Origin of the sequence: Nonomuraea maheshkhaliensis, assembly GCF_039529435.1 — a bacterium.
GTDB classification, from domain to species: Bacteria; Actinomycetota; Actinomycetes; order Streptosporangiales; family Streptosporangiaceae; genus Nonomuraea; species Nonomuraea maheshkhaliensis.
On the sequence record NZ_BAAAMU010000010.1, the window covers coordinates 88,585 to 105,927 of the forward strand.

The following is a 17,343-nucleotide window of genomic DNA, read 5'->3' on the forward strand; positions in this document are numbered from 1 at the left end:
TCTGTGGCGCCGTACTTCAGGGGGAGGAACGCTCGCAGACCGAGGTGACGATCACTGATGTCCACCAGGGCGACTGACGTCGCTCCCCCAGAGATGAGGCAGGTCGATGACCATACGTGACGAGGTTCGCTCCCACTGGTGGCCACGGGAGGGGTGGTGGCCGGGGCGTCTGGTCTACACCTGGCATCTGACCTTCGAGGGCGCGCCGCAACTGCACCGCCTCGCCGAGCGGTACCAGCAGGCGCTGACGGCGGTCGGCGGGCACAACCCGGTGCCGGTCCGATGGCTGCACCTCACCGTGCAGAGTGTCGGCTGGGTGGACGAGGTCGCCGACGAGACCCTTGACCAGGTCATCCAGGCTGTGGCCGTACGGCTGGGCAGGCTCGCGCCGGTGGAACTCACCTTCGACCGGCCGGCAGTCATGGACGAGGGCGTCGTTCTGGCGCCCACGCCGGTGGAGCCGCTGCGCGAGATCTGGGGTGAGATCAGGAAGGGCATCGCCGAGGTGACCGGCGAAGCGCCTACGGCGGCCGAGCAGGTCGGTGGGTTCCATCCGCACGTGAGCCTGACTTACGTCAACACGCCGGGGCCGGCGCGGCCCTACGTGGAGGCGCTGGGCGGCGTCGATGCGGAGCCGGTTCGGGTGAACGTCGATCGGGTCACGTTGATCGTTCAGAACCGGGTTCTTGAGCCGGAGTGGGTGTATCGGTGGAGCACCCACGCGGTCGTACCGCTGGGAGGCGACAACGGCGCTTGAGCAGCAGCGACAGGGTCAAGGTAAGCAAGTCGGCATACTCGCCGGATACTCCCTGACGCTCAGGACGGGAGCCAGTTGCCGTGAAAGCCGGCCGGAATGCGTACCGGGACATGAACCTCGGCGAGCGGCCGCGCGGGCAGGTCGGTGGCGTCCAGGATGGCCAGGTAGCCGGTGCCGGTGCCGCGGTCGTGGGCGAATGTCAGTAAATAGCCGGTGTTCTCCCCCGGCCCGGCGGCCTGGGGGACGAAGACGGCCTCGCCGCAGGTGTGGCCCACAGGGAAGCGGTGCGCCGTCCGTTCGCCGGTGAGGTCGTAGGCGTAGATCTCCGAACGTTCGGGTTCGGCGTCCAGGGAGAAGCTCGTCGTGTAGCCGTACCGGTGCGGGAGCCCGAGCGTCGCGTCGGCCACCCGGGGATATTCGCTGGGCGCGTCGTCGAGCGGCGCCTCGGTGACGGTGCCCGAGCGCAGGTGCAGCGTCCAGCGGTACGCGACCGGGAGCCCGCCCTCCAGGTCGCCGGCGCCGCCGCGCCACAGCGTGGGGACTCGGGTGCCGGTGACGGTGATCGTGCCGGCCGCCGGGTCCTCGAACGCGTTCATGGTGTGCCACACATAGCACGGTTCGACGTCGAACCAGCGTACGGGCGCGTCGTCGCCGGCCGTGCGCGCCAGCACGCCGAACCGGGCGCCGTGGGCGTCGTCCCAGCGCCACGGTGGCCCGCCCGCCGCGGCCTGGGCGCGGTCGAAGACGACCGGGAGGTCCATGAAGATCACGTGGTGGCGGGTGATGGCGAAGTCGTGCATCATCGTCGCCCGCGGCACGTCCACGGTGCGCGTCTGCACCACCTCGCCGGTGGGCGAGGCGCGGTAGTAGGTCAGGTACGGCGGGCGCAGCTGGTAACCGAAGAACAGCAGCTCACCCGTGCTCGGGCAGGTCTTAGGGTGCGCGGTCATCGGGGTCCGCAGGGCTCCGTCGAACGTGTACGGCCCGATCGTGGCGAGGTCCGGCGTCACCTCGTACGGGAAGCCGCCCTCCTCCAGGGCGAAGAGCCGGCCCGCGTGCGCGATCAGGTGGGTGTTGGCCGTGGTGACCCGGTAGTCGATCCGTCCGCTCTCCGCGTCGAAGGCGAGGGCGAAGCGGGACTCGCCGGGGTGCTCGTACAGGGGCGTGCGTACGTACCGGTTGCGGTACCAGCGCGCCCTGCCGCCGTCCAGTGCGATGGTGTGGATCATGCCGTCGCCCGCGAAGGAGTGGGGCGACCAGCCGGTACGCGGGTTGGGCCCGTTGCGGAAGAACTGCCCGTTCAACTCGGCCGGGATCTCGCCGACGACCTTGGACGGCTCCAGGGACACCTCGTCGGCGACCGGCGCGTTGTTGCCCGCGAGATGCAGCGGCACCGTTTCGGACATGCTGGGACTCCTGTCGATTGGGGTGGGGGTCCGGACGCCGACAACCGTGCAGGAGAAATCTCGCGGACAACAGTCTTGTTCTTCTCGCCCGCCTCAGCCGGTCGGAAAGAGCCCAGGTGAGGGCCGTACCAGAAATATCCGTACTGGCCGGGTATCGCGCCACTCGGCCTGGACGGCGCGCGGAACCACGTCCGCGTCGACTCAGGCCGGGGCGGTCTCCCCGGTGAAGCGGCGCAGCTCCCGGCTGAGCGCCGCCGCGGCGGCGGTCGCGCCGAGCAGCCCACCCAGGACGACGAGCGCCGCCGCGCCGCCCAGGGCCGCGGCCAGCGTTCCGCCGAGGACAGGCCCGAAGGGCTTGAGCGCCGTTCCGCCCATGCTCAGCACCGCGCCCATCCGGCCGAGCATCTCGTCCGGGACCATCCGCGCGATCACCACGTTCAGCACCACATTGAGAGAGGGAGTCGACAGCGTGATGAACACCAAGGGGACCATCGGCCACCACGCCCCCACGGCAGCGCGGTGGCCGCCGGCGCGGGCACGTTCCTGCGCAGCGGGACAATGCCGGTCACGGACCATCTTCCTCAAAAAAGGGGGTGCCGCTCCCGGCTTGCGGCGTGGGGCGGGGCTGCTGCCACGATTCAGGCTTCTGGGACGGGCGCGAAACGAGATCCGCGGAAGCTACTCAGCGGACATGGCGCTGTCTACTGAATATCGCCTGCGGGCCGGGCGGGGGCCGAATCAGCCGGGTTCTTCGAAGTGGAAGGACTTGATGAAGCAGTCACGCGGCTGGCCGATCGCGAAGAGGATGCAGTTGATCAGAGATTCGCTGGTGAGGGGGTTTTCGGGACCTCGTGGTGCAGTGTGCCAGCCGGGCGAGAGCGGGTCCGCGTTGTCGAAGTCGGGCGGATAGAGGGAGATCACGCGTACCCCCTGCGGGCGGAGGCGCTTGGAGAGGATCTCGGTGAAGCCCGCCTGAGCGTTCTTGGCGCCGTAGAAGGCGGCGTGAGCGGTGGAACGTGCGTGTCCTGGGAGCCCGGCGGTGGAGATCATGGTGATGATGTCGGGTTTGGCCGAGCGCAGGAGCAGGGGCAGGAAGTTCTTGGTGACCAGGACGGTGCCGGTGGCGCCGGAGGCCAGGGTGTCGGCGACGTCCTCGTCGGAGACGGCCAGCAGATCCTCGCCTTCGAGGTAACGCGCCCCGTTGTTGACCAGGACGTCGATGTGGTCGGTATGCGCGGCGACCTGGTGGGCGAAGCTGCGAATGGAGGCCGGGTCGGTCAGGTCGCAGGCGAACGCGTACGCCTTCCCGGCGCCTCGGTCGCGGATGTCGTCCCGGGTGCGTTCGGCGGCGGCGAGCGTCCGGGCGGAGAGGAAGACCGTGGCGCCGAGGCCGGCCAGGGTGATGGCCAGAGCCCGTCCGAAGTCGCGTCCGGCCGCGGTGATGACGGCGTTGTGATCGTCCAGTCTCATGTACGCGTTCCTGTTCGTGGTCGGCCGCCTAGATTATCCAGTCGCCGGTGTCGGCTACGCCGACCGGCAGCCTCGTTTGTGCCTGACCGTTGACGTGTGCGCTGGTCCAGGCGGTTACAGAAGGAAGCGTTCCGGGCGGAAGTCCGCGAGTGACTCGGCTCTCTCGCCGTTGAGGATCTCCGTGGCGAGCAGGCGGCCGATGATCGGGCCGAGGGTGATGCCGCTGTGGGAGACGGCCTCGTAGTAGCCCGGCACGGACGGCACCGTTCCGACCGAGGGATAGCCGTCGGCGGGGATGGGGCGTTCGGCCACGCGTGACCCCGTGACGCGGGAGTCGCCGAGGCCGGGTACGACGTGCCGCGCCGCCTCATGGAGCTGCCGGGCGAGGGCCGCCGGGTCTTCGCCGGCGTCGAGGAGGGCGTCCAGCTCGACGCTGTGCAGGACCGTCGTCGTGTCGCCGTCGGGGCGGAGGGCGAGGTGAGGGGCGTGGACGACCCGGTGGATCGGGGTCCGGGCGCTGCTGATTCGCAGGACGAGGCCGGGTTCGTGGCGCATGGGGAGGTGGCGTCCGAGGAGGCCGGCGATGTGGGCGGCGCCGGGGCCGGCCGCGTTCACGATGATGTCGACGTCGAGGCGGGTTCCGTCCGAGAGGGTGATGGTACGGATGCTTCCGTCCGGCGCGGTGCCGATGGCGGAGACAGCGGTGCCGAAGCGGTGTTCCGCGTCCGTCTTGCTGACCAGGCGGCCGACGAGGTGGCGGCCGTGCACCCAGGCCTCGTCGGGGTAGAGGACGACCGGGGCCTCGTCGGGGATCGTGAGCGCGGGTTCGAGGCGGTGGCGGGCCTCGGAGCCCATGAAGATCTCGACCCGGTAGCCCAGGTCGGTCAGCCGTCCGGCGGTGCTCAGGAGTTCCGCTTGCGCCGCGACATCGTCCGTCCAGCGCAGGTGGCCGCTCGGGTGCCACCACGAGTCGGGGCCGATGGCGGTGGCGAGGTCGCGGTAGGCCGCCATGCCGGCGATGTTCAGGTCGAAGTACGACCTGCGCGCGGTCTTGTTACTGGCGTTGACCCACGAGAACGACCAGTCGGTGACGCCTTCGCCGGGGCGGTCGGCATCGATGAGGGTCACCTGGGCGCCGTGCCGGGACAGGTGCCAGCCCACGCAGGCTCCGATGACACCCACGCCGATGACGGCGACACGGTACGGCCGCTTCATGGGCCTGGTGGTCATGAACGCCCCCTCCCGGATTTCAGTATGCACAGGTGTGGATGATCACGCCGGCGGTCCGTAGCGGGTGGCGATGGCGGTGGCGCGTTTGTGCAGGGAGTCGCGTAACCACTGCGGGGACAGCGCTTCCGCGCTCGTCCCGAGCTGCCACAGCGCCCACTCGGCGTGCCTCGGATCCTGGAAGGTCGCCTCCAGCCGCAGCCACCCGTCCGGCTCGGTCTCTTCCGCGAGTACGGCCAGCGCGGTGCCCACCAGGTCCTCCCGCCGCGCCGGGTGCAGCCGCACCCCTACGGTGACCTGGTCGCCGCCGGTGCGGAAGCGGGTGCTGCGCTCCTGCCAGGCCCGGTCGAGGTCGACCCGGTCCGGGCGTTGCGCGGGCTCGGCGAGTGCTTCGGCGTCGAGGATGCGGGACAGCCGGTAGGTACGATCCGCGCCGGACCTCATGGCCAGCAGATAGCTCCGATCGCGTACGGTGACCAGGCCGATCGGGTCCACCGTGCGCCACTGCGGAGCCTGGTCCACGGCCGCGTAGTGGATGCGCAGCTTGTGTCCGGCCAGCACCGCGCGCAGGACCTCGGCCGCGATGGCGCCGGGCGCCTCCTCGGAGACCAGCCGGCGCGACAGCAGGTCGGTCTCCGGGTCGATGAGCAGCCGTTCGGCCGCGCCGGCCGCGGTGTCGCGGTAGCTGTCGGGCAGCGCGTCGACCACCTTGAGCATCGCCGACGCGAGCGCCGAGCCGAGGCCGAACGCCTGCGCGCCGCGCCGCGACCCGGCGACCAGCAGAGCGAGGGCCTCGTCGTGGTTCAGGCCGGTGAGCTCGGTACGGAAGCCGGGCAGCAACGCGAACCCGCCGTGCCGTCCGCGTTCGGCGTAGACCGGGACGCCGGCCGCGGACAGCGCCTCGATGTCGCGCAGCACCGTGCGGGTGGACACTTCGAGCTCGCGGGCCAGCGTCGCCGCGGACAGCCGGCCGTGCTGCCGCAGCAGCAAGACCAGCGAGACCAGCCGGTCGGCGCGCATACGGAAACTCTATTCGCATACACGACAAAGGATGTCGTGATTCTCCGGGAGGCTGATCACCGCAGGCCGGAAGACGTACCGGCCCCATGATCGAATGGAGCAGCTGATGGAGCGGACGGCGGTCAACCCGTGGGCGTGGTCGACGGAGCTGGGCTACGACCAGGGTGAGCTCGTCTCGGGGCACACCCGGACGTTGTACTGCGCCGGGCAGACCGCGATGAGCGGCGACGGCAAGCCCGAGCACGCCGGCGACATGGCGGCGCAACTGGCGCTGAGCCTCGACAACCTGGAGGCCGTGCTGGGGGAGGCGGGCATGTCGCTCGCGAACCTGGTCCGGCTCAACGTCTACACCACCGACGTCGACCGGCTCTTCCAGCACTACGGTGTGCTGGCTGCGCGGTTGGGGGCCGCCGGGGTGGCGCCGGCCACCACGATGCTCGGGGTGACGCGGCTGGCGATCCCCGACCTGATGGTGGAGCTTGAGGGCACCGCCGTGGCCTGACGCGTTCTCCGCGTACACCCGCCGCTACACCGAGGAGATCCTCGACCGCGCCGACCTCACGCCGATCGTGGCCGCGCCGCCGGGCGGCGGGAGCGCGGCGCTGCTCTGCGTCGAACGTGACGCCGAGGCGTGCCACCGCTCGCTGATCGCCCAGCGGCTGGTCGAACGGTACGACGTCGCGATGGAGCACCTGCTGCCGTTGTGACAGGATTACAGGGGTATTGACGAAGAGTTCGGCGTCGATGGCAGATCACTGTCGGCGTCGTACGACGTGCTCGTCCAGCGAAACTCAGGGGGGTCGCATGGGACGACGTGAATACTTCACGGAATACCAGCAGGCCGAGGAGGAGCGGCTGCTGGCTCAGGGCGAGCTGTTCGATCCGCTGACCCGGCGGCTGTTCGCCGCGGCCGGGCTGGCGCCGGGGCTGCGGGTGCTCGATCTCGGCAGCGGAGTGGGGAACGTGTCGCGCCTCGCCGCCGAGTTCGTCGGGCCCGAGGGCAGTGTCGTCGGCGTCGACCGTGATCCGGACGCGGTGCGCCGCGCGGCCCGGCTGGCCGCGGCCGGCGGGCAGGGCAACGTGGAGTTCCGCGTGGGCGACATCGAGGCGCTGACCGGCCTCGACGGCGAGTTCGACGCGGTGGTCGGGCGCCTGGTGCTCATGTACCTCGCCGATCCGGCGGGCGCGCTGCGGAACGCCGCGTCGCTGTTGCGCCCGGGCGGCCTGATCTGCGTGCACGAAGCCGACCTGACCTACATGTGGTCGAGCGTGGACGGGCCCACGTGGCGGCAGCTCAGGTCCTGGATCGTCGGCGTGTTGCAGGGCATTGGCGCCGACCCGCGGATGGGCCCGTCGCTGTTCGCCACGTTCCGCGCCGCCGGGCTGCCGGACCCGGAGATGAGCATGGAGGCGGCGGTCGGCGGGGGCGAGCGCGCACCGGCCTTCGGCTGGGCCAACATCGCACGCGTCGCCCTGCCGCTGATGGAACGCGCCGGCATCGCCACCGCGGCCGAGGTCGACCCGGACACCCTGACCGAACGCCTGCTCGCCGAGGTCCACGCCGAGCAGGGGGTGGTGGTCGGGCCGTGCCTGTACGGAGCCTGGGCGAGGACGCCGGGATGACGCAGTCGGGCTCGCTGTCAGAGCTTCACCTTGACACCGTTGGAGAAGATCGAGTCGTGCAGCTCGATGGCGGCCGGGTCGATGTTCTTCGGGATGTCGAACAGGACGACGCCCTTCACGGAATTGCCGGGATTGATCTTCTCGTACAGGCTCTTGGAGTCCTGCAGATAGATGGCCGCCTCCGCTGACGCCTCGAATTCCCGGCCCTTCGCGTCGTAGAGCTTCTGCGCCGATCCGGTGAAAGCCTGCGCTTCGTCGCCGATGTTCTCGACCGTGATGTGGACGAGCAGGAAAACGCCTTGGGCGTCCTTGCTGAGGAAGGCGCCGCCGACCCGAGCCCGCTTCTCCATTTTGGTGACGGTGAAGGAGAACTCGCCGTCGCGAACCGCGGTCCCGACACCCGCCTGCTTCTCCCGCTTCTTCGGCCGGGCGGTGGGCTCGCCGGCGGGGGCGTCCGACTCGGCGATCCGCCCGGTGGTCACCCGAGAGGTGTCACCGGCGCTGCCGATCGCCGCGACGATGGCGGCGCAACCGCCGAACAGGAGCAGGACGAACGCGCCGATGACGACCAGCACCACGGGGGCGCTGCTCTTCCTTCTGGGTGGAGGAGGAGGCGGGTAGCCATATCCGGACGGGTAAGTCTGGTAGGGCTGAGAAGGTGGCTGCTGTTCGTAGGGGTCGTGCCCGTATGGCTGCGTCATCGAAGCCTCTCCGTTCGGCGTCATGCCTGGATGAGGATTGGGACGTTCCAAAAGCCGATGTGGTTGGCGTTGGCGATGCGATTCCTGTGTCCACAAGCGGACACAGGGGCGACGGTGGTGCTGTGGGAAAGGCGGAATGGTGAGAAACGGCGGTTTCGGGCGGGTCGTCTTCTTGAACGGGACGTCGAGTTCGGGCAAGACCTCGCTGGCTCAGGCGATTCAGGAGGAGAGTGACACCCCGTTCGTCCATTGGGGCATCGACACCCTGTTTCAGCTCGTGCCGCCGAAGTGGGGTGGTGGGTTCGACGGGCCGCTCAGCCGGGTGGGGTTCTGGTATGACAGGACCGGCACGGACGAGGACGGCACGCCTTTCGTGGTGGTGCGTCACGGGCCGGTCGGGCGGCGGATGCTGGAGTCGGGGTGTGTCGCGGCCGCCGCCTTCGCCCGCGGGGGTGACGACGTGGTCATCGACGAGATGTTGCTGACTCCCGACCTGCTGCCGGTGTGGAGCAAGGCGCTGGACGGGCTGGACGTGCTGTGGGTCGGCGTGATGTGCCCGCTGGCGGTGGTTGAGGAGCGGGAGGCGACCCGGCGGCGCGGGGTGAAGGGGCTCGGGCGGGGGCACCTGCGTACGGTGCACGGTCACGGCGCCCGCTATGACATGACGGTCGACACCAGTACGGGGACCCCGGCCGAGCTGGCCAGGGCGGTGTTGCGGCGGCATCGAGGGCGATAGTGATCGTTTTCCGGCGCCGGAGGGCGTGAGCGCGAGACAATCGCTGTCGTGGCTTGGGAATGGGTGGCACCCGTCATCGTGGGCGGGGCCGGTGCGGTCGGTGTGTTCTTCACCTGGTTCGCGGGTGCGCAGGGGCGGGCGCACGCGGAGCGGATGGTCGGTGCGGCCAAGGACGAGGAGGCGCGGGTCTGGCGGCTCAAGGAGCGGCGGGACGCGTACCTGGAGGTCCTGAAGGTCGTCGAGCTGGAGCTGCGGCGTCAGCGATACGCGCGGGACGGTGAGGATCGGAAGCTGGCCGAGCTGGAGCAGACCTGGCCCGAGAAGCAGCGTGCCCGGATGGGCGTCGAGGCGGTCGTCGGGGTGCAGGTCTTCGGCAGCGCCGGCTTGCGTGAGCTGGCCGAGAGCTGGCGGGTGGCGGCGGAGAACGGCGACTACGCGACCATGGTCATCCTGGGCGAGCAGCTGCGGGGGCAGGTGCGGCGGGAGCTGGGGCCGCGGGAGGGCGACGGGATCGTGTTCGGATCCGTCCCGGTGGAGATCGAGGTGACGGGTGCACGACCGGTGGAGCTCGGGGCGGTCAGGGCTCGTCCAGTCGCCGGCGCCGATGAGGCCGCCGAAGCTCCGCCGGTGGCCGCCAAACCAGCCAAGCCGGCCACACCAGCCAAGCCGGCCAAACCGGCCGAGCCTGCTGAGCCGGCCGAGCCTGCTGAGCCGGCCGAGCCTGCTGAGCCGGCCGAGGCTTCCGAGGCCGAGAAGGTGAAAGCCGGGGCGGGGGTTTCGGCCGAGAAGCAGGGCTGAATTCGGCGGGGCGGCAACCAAGGCACCAGGACCGGAGAAATGCCCGCGAAATTCGAGAGAGCGCTCTCTTGACAGCACCGCTCGACGTGCCGCAAGGTTTCCGTAAACTCACCCCCGTGGATCGGATGAGGTAACCCCCCATGGCACGCACCCCCCGTTCCAGAACGTTGTTAGCCATCGGCGCCGCTCTCGCCGCGGTCGTCGCGCTGGTCGCACCCATGACCGGCACCGCCAGCGCCGCACCCGCCCCCGGCCCGCTCGTCTGGTCCGACGAGTTCGACGGAGCCGCAGGCAGCGGGGTCGACCAGTCGAAGTGGCGCTTCGACACCGGCGGTGGCGGCTGGGGCAACAACGAGCACCAGTACTACACCGACACCACCCGCAACGCCGCCAAAGACGGCAGCGGCAACCTGGTGATCACCGCCCGCCGTGAGAACCCGGCCAATTTCCAGTGCTGGTACGGCACCTGCCAGTACACCTCCGCCCGCCTGCTCACCCGTGACACCTTCACCCGCGCGTACGGGCGGTTCGAGGCGCGCATGAAGCTGCCGCGCGGGCAGGGCATCTGGCCGGCCTTCTGGATGCTCGGCGGCCCGACCTGGCCCGACAACGGCGAGATCGACATCATGGAGAACATCGGCCGCGAGCCGAACACCGTCCACGGCACCATCCACGGCCCCGGCTACAGCGGGGGCGGTGGCATCGGCGCCGGTTACACCATCGGCGGCGCGTTCGCGGACGCGTTCCACACGTTCGCCGTCGACTGGTCGCCCAACCTGATCATCTGGTACGTGGACGGCAACGAGTACCAGCGCCGCACCCCGGCCGACCTGGGCGGCAACCGCTGGGTCTTCGACCACCCGTTCTTCATGATCATGAACCTGGCCGTCGGCGGCAACTGGCCCGGCTACCCCGACGGCAGCACCACGTTCCCGCAGACCCTGACCGTCGACTACGTCCGCGTCTACGCCCCGCCCACCACCGGCGGCGGAGGCCGGATCAGCGGGTACGGCGGCAAGTGCGTGGACGTCGCCGGCGCCGCCACCGCCAACGGCACCCCCATCCAGCTCTGGGACTGCAACGGCACCGGCGCGCAGAGCTGGTCATGGGACTCCGACGGCTCCGTGCGGGCGCTGGGCAAGTGCATGGACGTGACCGCCGCCGGCACCGCGAACGGCACCCCCATCCAGCTGTACGACTGCAACGGCACCGGCGCGCAGCGCTGGACCTTCAACTCCGGCACCGGCCAGATCGTCAACCCGCAGTCCGGCAGATGCCTCGACGCGACCGGGCCCAGCTCGGCCAACGGCACCCGGCTGCAGATCTGGGACTGCGCGGGCAGCGACAACCAGCGGTGGACCCGCTCCTGACGACCCCGCTGTGATCGCCGATGGGCCCCGTGCGGACTGCACGGGGCCCATCAAGTGATCATTCGCGGCTGTGGAAAGGCGGGGGAGCGGCGCCCCGGACGGGCAGCCCGGTGTCGCCCGACAGTGAGAGAGCGCGTTCTCGACCCTGCCCTCCAAGACGGCGTCAGCGCACGGCGCACAGCAGCCGGTTGTTCCCCCGCTGCCACAGCGTGCCGACCTCCGCGAACCCCGCCTCCCGCAGCGCCTCCACGTGGTGCGACAGCAGGCGGGACTCCGAGCCGTGGTGGTCGGCCCCGGCCGTGGTGCGCTCGCGGTTGAGGTCGGCGAAGGCCGGGTCGGCCTCGACCGCGTCCCACCAGGCCCGCCAGTCCTCCGGCCGGTCGGCGCCGAACTGCCGCTCGGCCTCGCGCTCGTGCAGTGCGTGCTCCAGCCGTGAGAGCGCGGGCGTGACCTCCTCGGTGTCCATGTGGTCGCCGTTGAGCAGCAGGCCGCCGGGCCGCAGCACCGTCGCCAGCTCGGCGTACACGGCCTTGAGGTCCTGCTCGGAGATCCAGTGCAGCGCCGTCGTGCTCACCGCCGCGTCCACCGGGCGTGCCAGCCCCAGGCATCCCGTCCATCCGCCGGTACGCAGGTCCGCGGAGACGAACCTGAGGTACGGGTACGCGGCCCGCCCGAGCCCGAGCAGCAGCGGATCGGCGTCGACGCAGACGACCTCGGCCCCTGGCAGCCGCTCGACCAGCCGGGCCGCCAGCGATCCTGGACCGCAACCGAGGTCGAGCACCAGCGGGTCGGGCCGGCCCAGAGCCTCCACGGCGTCGATCAGCGTGGTGAAGCGCTCTTCGCGGTCGGGCAGGTAGCCCTCCTGCTGGCGGTCCCAGCGCGTCATCCACTCGACCGCGGCATCGTGAGTGAGCACGAGAACGTCTCCTTGTAACTGTCGTCTAAGATTTGGGCAGTTACAAACTACGACGCGAAGGTGTAACCGGTCAATTGGATTACAACAGTCACACGGATGCGGTGGTGCGGGTCGCGGTGGCGCTCGTCAACGCGCTGACCCCGGGCGAGCGGCGAGGGCGGGCCTTCCCCGAGCCTGCCGACGCCGGCGCCGCGGCCACCGCGGGCCTGCGTACCGTCTATCCCGACTACCGCGAGCTCGGCGAGGAGGACGGCGACGAGCTGGCCGCGGTCGCCGCCCGGCTGCGCGCCGTCTTCACCGCGGTCGCGAACGACGATGCCGACAGCGCGGCGAGGCGGGTGAACGCGTTGCTGGAGGAGTTCCACGCCAGGCCGAGGCTCGACCGGCACGACGGCGAGCCGTGGCACCTGCACTTCCACGGCAGCGGCGGCACCAGGGCGGGCGAGTGGGCGGCCAGTTGCGCGACGGGCCTGGCGATCGTGCTGGGCAGCGAGTTCGGCGACCGGCTCGGCGTCTGCACGGCGCCCCACTGCGACCGCGTCTACGTGGACGTCTCACGCAACGGCACCCGCCGCTTCTGCTCGACCGCCTGCCAGAACCGGGTGAAGACGGCCGCGTTCAGGGCCAGGACCAAAACCGGCTGAGGTCAGGTGAGCAGCCGGATCGGGGTGCCGGCGGCGAAGGCGTCGATGTCCTCGACGGCCTCGCGGAAGTACGTCGTGTAGTTCGCCTCCGTCACATAGCCCAGATGCGGCGTGGCCAGCACGTTCGGCAGCCGGCGGAACTCGTGCCCGTCCGGCAGCGGCTCCACCTCGAACACGTCCAGCCCCGCGCCGGCGATCCGCCCCTCCCGCAGCGCGGACGCGAGCGCGTCCTGATCGACGATCGCCGCCCGCGAGGTGTTGACCAGGTAGGCCGTCGGCTTCATCAGCGCCAGCTCCCGCGCCCCGACCAGCCCCCGCGTCCGGTCGCCGAGCACGAGGTGGATGGAGACGACGTCGGCGGCGGACAGCACCGCGTCGAGGCCGGGGGCCAGGCGCGCGCCGGCCGACTCGGCCCGTTCCTGGGTCAGGTTCCGGCTCCAGGCCAGGACGTCCATGCCGAAAGCCCGCCCGACCGCCGCCACGCGGGACCCGATCCGGCCCAGGCCGAGCAGCCCGAGCGTCCGGCCGTGCAGGTCGGTGCCGAGCGTGCTCTGCCACGGGCCGCCGGAGCGCAGGGCGCCGGCCTCGGCCGGCAGGTGGCGGGTCAGGCCGTGGATCAGCGCCCAGGTCAGCTCGACCGTCGGCGTCGCGCTGCCGCCCGTGCCGCAGACCGTGACGCCGTGCTCGCGTGCGGCCGCCAGGTCGATGGAGGCGTTGCGCATGCCGGAGGTGATGAGCAGGCGCAGGTTGGGCAGCCGGGCGAACAGCTCGGCGGTGAACGGCGTGCGCTCGCGCATGGCGACCACGATCTCGCAGTCGTGGATGGCGGCGACGAGGTCGTCCGCGTCGGCGAGGTGCTCGCGCAGGCTTCTGGCCCGCACCCGGGACCAGTCGGCGAGTCCGAGTGCCACATCCTGGTAGTCGTCGAGCACGGCGCAGCGCAGCATGAGCGGCAATCTACCGGCCGGCCCCCTGCTCCAGCTCCCCGGGGCCAGGCCCGGGGAGCTGGAGCCCGTTCATTCGGCGGCCAGCCGTTCCGCCTCCTCGTGCAGCGCCAGGATCAGGACCAGCTCCAGGTGGAGCCGGTCGAGCTCGGGCGCCGCGAGACCTTCCAGGACGCGCATGTGGGGCCTCCCTGAAGATGAGACGCCTCACATGTCACAAAGGTTCACGCCTCGCTCCTGAATCGCTCCCACGCCGACTGCCGCGTCATGTTCAGCGACGCCCCGATGCGCTCCCAGCTGACGTCACGGGTGCGGAGGTGCGCCACCCAGTCGCGCAGATTGTCATCCACCTGCGCCTGTACCGTGGCGATTTTCGGCAGATGTTCGAGAATTTGCTCTTCTGTCATGCTCTCCCACATGGGAAGGCGGGGCTCGGTCGATTCCGCGAGTCGTTCCTGTTCCAGGATTTCGTTGCACAGACCGACGCACTGGTCGCAAATATGCACACCAGGGCCGGCGATGAGTTTGTTCACGTCCCCGCTGTTCTTGTGACAGAACGAGCAGTGGAGGTTGTCCTTCCAGTCAGGCATGGCCTGACACTAACTCCGTCAGGCCACTCCTGACAAGCCTGAGATCCGGCCGCGGTCCATCTGGCCCTCGATGATCTCCTGCCGCTCCTCGGTGATCCGTTGCAGGATCCGCATGTACGCGTCCAGCACCTGGGCGTACTTCGCCCGTGCCAGCTCAAACTGCTCCCGCAGCAGGACGACCCGTGCGAGGTCGCCGTCCCGTCTGGCCTCCTCCAGCAGGGCGCGAGCCTCGTCCACGATCTCTTCCGACCTGGCTCTCGTACGGCGCAGCAGTGCGGCGCACTCGCACAACTCCGTCAGACGCGCCGACGCGATGATCAGCTCAGCGCTTCGCACGGCCGGACCGTCGGCCGTTTCCTCGCGGAGATCGGATCCCATTTCACGCCACCTCCTGGTCAAGGTTGCCTAACTGTAGACGCGCAACCCGGCCCCGCGGATCACCGGCGGCTCACGGTAGGAACTGAACGCTCCCAGCGGTTGTGTTTCTTCTCCCAGGTAGAAAATCATCACCCCTGAAACTCGTTCGGTGCGGCAAGTATCAACTATTTGCCAGCCGATGGCTCCGCTTATCTGCAGAATGCCGTGTTTTGCCGGTGTGGGGAAAAGCCGCCGGAGGAAGACGTCCGATCTGCCCGCACGGGCTCGGCGTTGGTCACATACTGAAACGGACCGACAGCGCGACGTGACTCTGGAGTGGTGGGCGATGGCGGCGACAGGGAGCGAGGGCGACGCGGTGGACGTCAGTGTCGTCATCCCCGTACACAACTGCCGGGCCTATCTCGACCGGTGTCTCACGTCCGCGCTCGTCCAGCGGGTGCGCAAGGAGATCGTCGTCGTCGACGACGGCTCCACCGACGGCAGCGGCGAACTGCTCGACCTCTACGCCGAATATCACCCCGAGAGCGTCAAGGTCATCCACATCGAGGCCAGCGGCGGCGCGGGCCGGCCGCGCAACGTCGGGATCGAGCACGCGACCGGCCGGTACGTCTTCTTCTGCGACGCCGACGACCACCTCGGCCCCGAGGCGCTGGAACGGATGGTCGCCGCCGCCGACGGCAACGGCACCGACATCGTGCTGGGCAAGATCGTGGGCCACGGCAGGCGGGCGCCGGCGTCGATGTTCCAGCAGGGCGCGGAACGGGTGGGGCTCGGCGACAGCAACGTCTACAACAGCCTGAGCTGCTTCAAGCTGTTCCGGCGCGAGCTGCTCGAACGCCACCGCATCAGGTTCGGCGAGGGCATGCTGGTCGGGGAGGACCTCCTGTTCACCGCCCACGCCTACTGCCACGCCGAGGCGGTCTCCGTGGTGGCCGACTACGACTGCTACCACCTCGTGTCCAGGTCCGACGGCAGCAGCATCATGCAGCAGCCGGGCAGCAGGGACCCGCTGGCCTGGCTGGCCATGATCAGGGGCCCGATCGAGGTCATGGCCCGGCACGTCGAGCCGGGCCCGCTGCGCGACCACCTGCTCCGCAGGCACTTCAGGCTCGACGTGTTCACCCAGCTCGGCACCGTGTTCCTGGAGAGCGACGACGTACGGCGCAAGGACATCGCGCGCGAGGTCGCGGCCCTGTGCGACGAGTGGTACACCCCCGGCGTGCACGAACGCCTCAACACCATCGACCGGCAGCGGGCGGGCGCGCTCGACGACATCGACCGCCTGGTGCGTCTGGCCCGCATCGAGAGCGCCACCGTGCGCAGGAGGCTGACCGGGCTGCGCTGGGACGGCGACTGCCTGGTGGTGACGGGCGCGGCCAGACTCGACGGCATCACCAGGGACGACGGCCTGGCCGTGGTGCTGCGCGCCCGCCACGATCCGGACGTCGAGCTGGTGCTGCCGGCCGAGCGCAAGGGCGGCGAGTTCACCGCGCGGGTGGACGTGGCCGCGCTCGCGTCCGGCATCTGGGACCTGCGGGTGGCGGTGGAGATCGAGGGCGTGATCCGGCTCGGCCGGCTCGGCGCCGACCGTGACAGCGACATCGCCCGCCCGCAGCCCCGCCTGATCGGCGGCGTGGTGGCCGTGCCCTACTTCACCAGGGACAACGGCAACCTGAGCATCGACATGGGCGGCCACGCGGTCGCGGTGCCGGGCCTCGCCAGACTGATCAGGGCCCGTTGGGCGCTGGGGCACCGGCTGATCGTGGACGGTGAGATCACCGTGGTCGGCACCGCGCCGGCGGCCTCGGCGATCAGGCGGATCGTCTGGCGCGAGCGGCGCACCGGGCGCGAGCGCGCCGACGCGGTGGTCGCGCTGGCCGGAGGCGGCTTCGCGGCCAGACCCGCCGTGGGCCGGCTCGCCCCCGGCACCTGGGACGCCTACCTCGAACTCGACCTGGGCGGGCCGCCCGCGCGCTTCAGGATCGAGACCGACGCCGAGACGGTCGCGACGCCGCGCCGGTGGTGGGGAGCGCCGCTGCTGAGGAGCGTGCGGCCGTACGCGACGTCGGGCAAGGGGCGCTTCAGCGCCGTGGTGCGCCGGCTCACGGCCGAGATGTTGATCAGGAGGATCATCAGGTAGCGAGGGGCGATCAGAGGATTCTTCCGCTATTGCCAATGATGTGCAGGTGCAAGATGATGTCGTAAAGTGAGGCCGTTTGGTCTGTCCGCTTTGGATCCGTCCTCTTCAGGAGGGTGCCGTGCACGTTCCCGATGGCTTCTTCAACGCAGCGACGTCCGTGTCGGCCGGGGCCGTGGCGGCGGCGGGGGTCGCGGTCTGCCTGCGCGGCGCCCGGCGTGAGCTCGACGACAGGACCGCGCCCATGGCCGGTCTCGTGGCCGCGTTCATCTTCGCCGTGCAGATGCTCAACTTCCCCGTCGCCGCCGGCACCAGCGGGCACCTCCTCGGGGGCGCGCTGGCCGCGATACTCGTGGGGCCGTACACAGGGGTGCTGTGCATGGCCGTGGTCCTGCTGGTGCAGGGCGTGTTCTTCGCCGACGGCGGGCTGACCGCGCTGGGCGTCAACATCACGATCATGGGCATCGTCACCGTGCTGGCCGGCTGGGGCGTCTTCCGGCTGGTCACCGGGCTGGCCAGGGGAAAGGTCGTGATCGCGGCGTTCCTGGCCGCGCTGATCTCGGTGCCGGCCTCCGCGCTCGTCTTCACGCTGCTGTTCTGGCTCGGCGGCACCGCGCCGATCGAGG

20 protein-coding genes are annotated in these 17,343 nt (G+C 70.3%); 10 read left to right on the top strand and 10 right to left on the bottom strand.

What is annotated here, in order from left to right:
• Positions 1 to 106 precede the first annotated feature (106 nt).
• Positions 107 to 757: a 2'-5' RNA ligase family protein gene (locus ABFX54_RS09455; protein ID WP_346103249.1), complete on the top strand. Its 651-nt coding sequence runs from the start codon at positions 107 to 109 to the stop codon at positions 755 to 757.
• 59 nt (positions 758 to 816) lie between these two features.
• Here the strand turns inward: ABFX54_RS09455 and ABFX54_RS09460 are convergent, their stop codons facing one another.
• The 5 genes from ABFX54_RS09460 to ABFX54_RS09480 form a co-directional block, all read right to left on the bottom strand.
• On the bottom strand, positions 817 to 2,163 hold the full coding sequence (locus tag ABFX54_RS09460; protein WP_346103250.1) for a carotenoid oxygenase family protein: 1,347 nt from the start codon (positions 2,161 to 2,163) through the stop codon (positions 817 to 819).
• A gap of 201 nt (positions 2,164 to 2,364) precedes the next feature.
• Positions 2,365 to 2,643 (bottom strand): hypothetical protein, encoded by a 279-nt coding sequence (locus ABFX54_RS09465; RefSeq protein WP_346103252.1) that lies wholly within the window; start codon positions 2,641 to 2,643, stop codon positions 2,365 to 2,367.
• A gap of 258 nt (positions 2,644 to 2,901) precedes the next feature.
• Positions 2,902 to 3,633: an SDR family oxidoreductase gene (locus ABFX54_RS09470; RefSeq protein ID WP_346103254.1), complete on the bottom strand. Its 732-nt coding sequence runs from the start codon at positions 3,631 to 3,633 to the stop codon at positions 2,902 to 2,904.
• Positions 3,634 to 3,747: 114 nt separating this feature from the next.
• Positions 3,748 to 4,863 (bottom strand): NAD(P)/FAD-dependent oxidoreductase, encoded by a 1,116-nt coding sequence (locus tag ABFX54_RS09475; RefSeq protein WP_346103256.1) that lies wholly within the window; start codon positions 4,861 to 4,863, stop codon positions 3,748 to 3,750.
• 42 nt (positions 4,864 to 4,905) lie between these two features.
• On the bottom strand, positions 4,906 to 5,880 hold the full coding sequence (locus ABFX54_RS09480; RefSeq protein ID WP_346103258.1) for a helix-turn-helix transcriptional regulator: 975 nt from the start codon (positions 5,878 to 5,880) through the stop codon (positions 4,906 to 4,908).
• Between the two features lie 106 nt (positions 5,881 to 5,986).
• On the opposite strand from ABFX54_RS09480, the gene ABFX54_RS09485 reads away from it, so the two are divergent.
• The 3 genes from ABFX54_RS09485 to ABFX54_RS09495 all read left to right on the top strand — a co-directional run bounded on the left by ABFX54_RS09485 (position 5,987) and on the right by ABFX54_RS09495 (position 7,503).
• Entirely contained in the window at positions 5,987 to 6,382 is a 396-nt protein-coding gene (locus ABFX54_RS09485; RefSeq protein ID WP_346103371.1) for a RidA family protein, read from the top strand.
• The gene (locus ABFX54_RS09490; protein ID WP_346103260.1) at positions 6,360 to 6,587 is read left to right on the top strand and encodes a DUF488 family protein, N3 subclade; all 228 of its coding nucleotides are present in this window, start codon (positions 6,360 to 6,362) and stop codon (positions 6,585 to 6,587) included. Before ABFX54_RS09485 ends, ABFX54_RS09490 begins: the two co-directional genes overlap by 23 nt.
• Before the next feature lie 97 nt (positions 6,588 to 6,684).
• Positions 6,685 to 7,503, top strand: a complete 819-nt coding sequence (locus ABFX54_RS09495) for a methyltransferase domain-containing protein (RefSeq protein WP_346103262.1) — start codon at positions 6,685 to 6,687, stop codon at positions 7,501 to 7,503.
• Between the two features lie 17 nt (positions 7,504 to 7,520).
• Here ABFX54_RS09495 and ABFX54_RS09500 read toward each other — a convergent pair whose 3' ends face one another.
• Positions 7,521 to 8,204: a DUF4352 domain-containing protein gene (locus ABFX54_RS09500; RefSeq protein ID WP_346103264.1), complete on the bottom strand. Its 684-nt coding sequence runs from the start codon at positions 8,202 to 8,204 to the stop codon at positions 7,521 to 7,523.
• 136 nt (positions 8,205 to 8,340) lie between these two features.
• Here ABFX54_RS09500 and ABFX54_RS09505 point away from each other — a divergent pair, with 136 nt between their 5' ends.
• From ABFX54_RS09505 to ABFX54_RS09515, 3 genes are all read left to right on the top strand, one after another.
• Positions 8,341 to 8,940 carry a chloramphenicol phosphotransferase CPT family protein gene (locus ABFX54_RS09505; protein WP_346103266.1) on the top strand — a complete coding sequence of 200 codons (600 nt, stop codon included), beginning with the start codon at positions 8,341 to 8,343 and terminating at the stop codon, positions 8,938 to 8,940.
• 48 nt (positions 8,941 to 8,988) lie between these two features.
• Positions 8,989 to 9,738, top strand: a complete 750-nt coding sequence (locus tag ABFX54_RS09510) for a hypothetical protein (protein ID WP_346103267.1) — start codon at positions 8,989 to 8,991, stop codon at positions 9,736 to 9,738.
• Positions 9,739 to 9,878: 140 nt separating this feature from the next.
• Positions 9,879 to 11,108: a ricin-type beta-trefoil lectin domain protein gene (locus ABFX54_RS09515; protein WP_346103269.1), complete on the top strand. Its 1,230-nt coding sequence runs from the start codon at positions 9,879 to 9,881 to the stop codon at positions 11,106 to 11,108.
• A gap of 163 nt (positions 11,109 to 11,271) precedes the next feature.
• Here the strand turns inward: ABFX54_RS09515 and ABFX54_RS09520 are convergent, their stop codons facing one another.
• Positions 11,272 to 12,024, bottom strand: a complete 753-nt coding sequence (locus ABFX54_RS09520) for a class I SAM-dependent methyltransferase (protein WP_346103270.1) — start codon at positions 12,022 to 12,024, stop codon at positions 11,272 to 11,274.
• Positions 12,025 to 12,098: 74 nt separating this feature from the next.
• Between ABFX54_RS09520 and ABFX54_RS09525 the strand changes: the two genes are divergently transcribed.
• The gene (locus tag ABFX54_RS09525) at positions 12,099 to 12,668 is read left to right on the top strand and encodes a CGNR zinc finger domain-containing protein (protein ID WP_346103272.1); all 570 of its coding nucleotides are present in this window, start codon (positions 12,099 to 12,101) and stop codon (positions 12,666 to 12,668) included.
• A gap of 2 nt (positions 12,669 to 12,670) precedes the next feature.
• On the opposite strand, the gene ABFX54_RS09530 is transcribed toward ABFX54_RS09525, so the two are convergent.
• From ABFX54_RS09530 to ABFX54_RS09540, 3 genes are all read right to left on the bottom strand, one after another.
• Positions 12,671 to 13,615 carry a D-2-hydroxyacid dehydrogenase family protein gene (locus ABFX54_RS09530; RefSeq protein ID WP_346103273.1) on the bottom strand — a complete coding sequence of 315 codons (945 nt, stop codon included), beginning with the start codon at positions 13,613 to 13,615 and terminating at the stop codon, positions 12,671 to 12,673.
• A 221-nt stretch (positions 13,616 to 13,836) separates the two neighbouring features.
• Positions 13,837 to 14,202 (bottom strand): ClpX C4-type zinc finger protein, encoded by a 366-nt coding sequence (locus ABFX54_RS09535; RefSeq protein ID WP_346103275.1) that lies wholly within the window; start codon positions 14,200 to 14,202, stop codon positions 13,837 to 13,839.
• An 18-nt stretch (positions 14,203 to 14,220) separates the two neighbouring features.
• A complete protein-coding gene (locus ABFX54_RS09540; protein WP_346103277.1) occupies positions 14,221 to 14,538 on the bottom strand; it encodes a hypothetical protein in 318 nt (105 codons plus the stop codon).
• 367 nt (positions 14,539 to 14,905) lie between these two features.
• Between ABFX54_RS09540 and ABFX54_RS09545 the strand changes: the two genes are divergently transcribed.
• Positions 14,906 to 16,720 carry a glycosyltransferase family 2 protein gene (locus tag ABFX54_RS09545; RefSeq protein ID WP_346103279.1) on the top strand — a complete coding sequence of 605 codons (1,815 nt, stop codon included), beginning with the start codon at positions 14,906 to 14,908 and terminating at the stop codon, positions 16,718 to 16,720.
• Between the two features lie 118 nt (positions 16,721 to 16,838).
• The coding region (locus tag ABFX54_RS09550; protein WP_346103281.1) for an energy-coupling factor ABC transporter permease at positions 16,839 to 17,343 on the top strand (505 nt) is incomplete at its 3' end.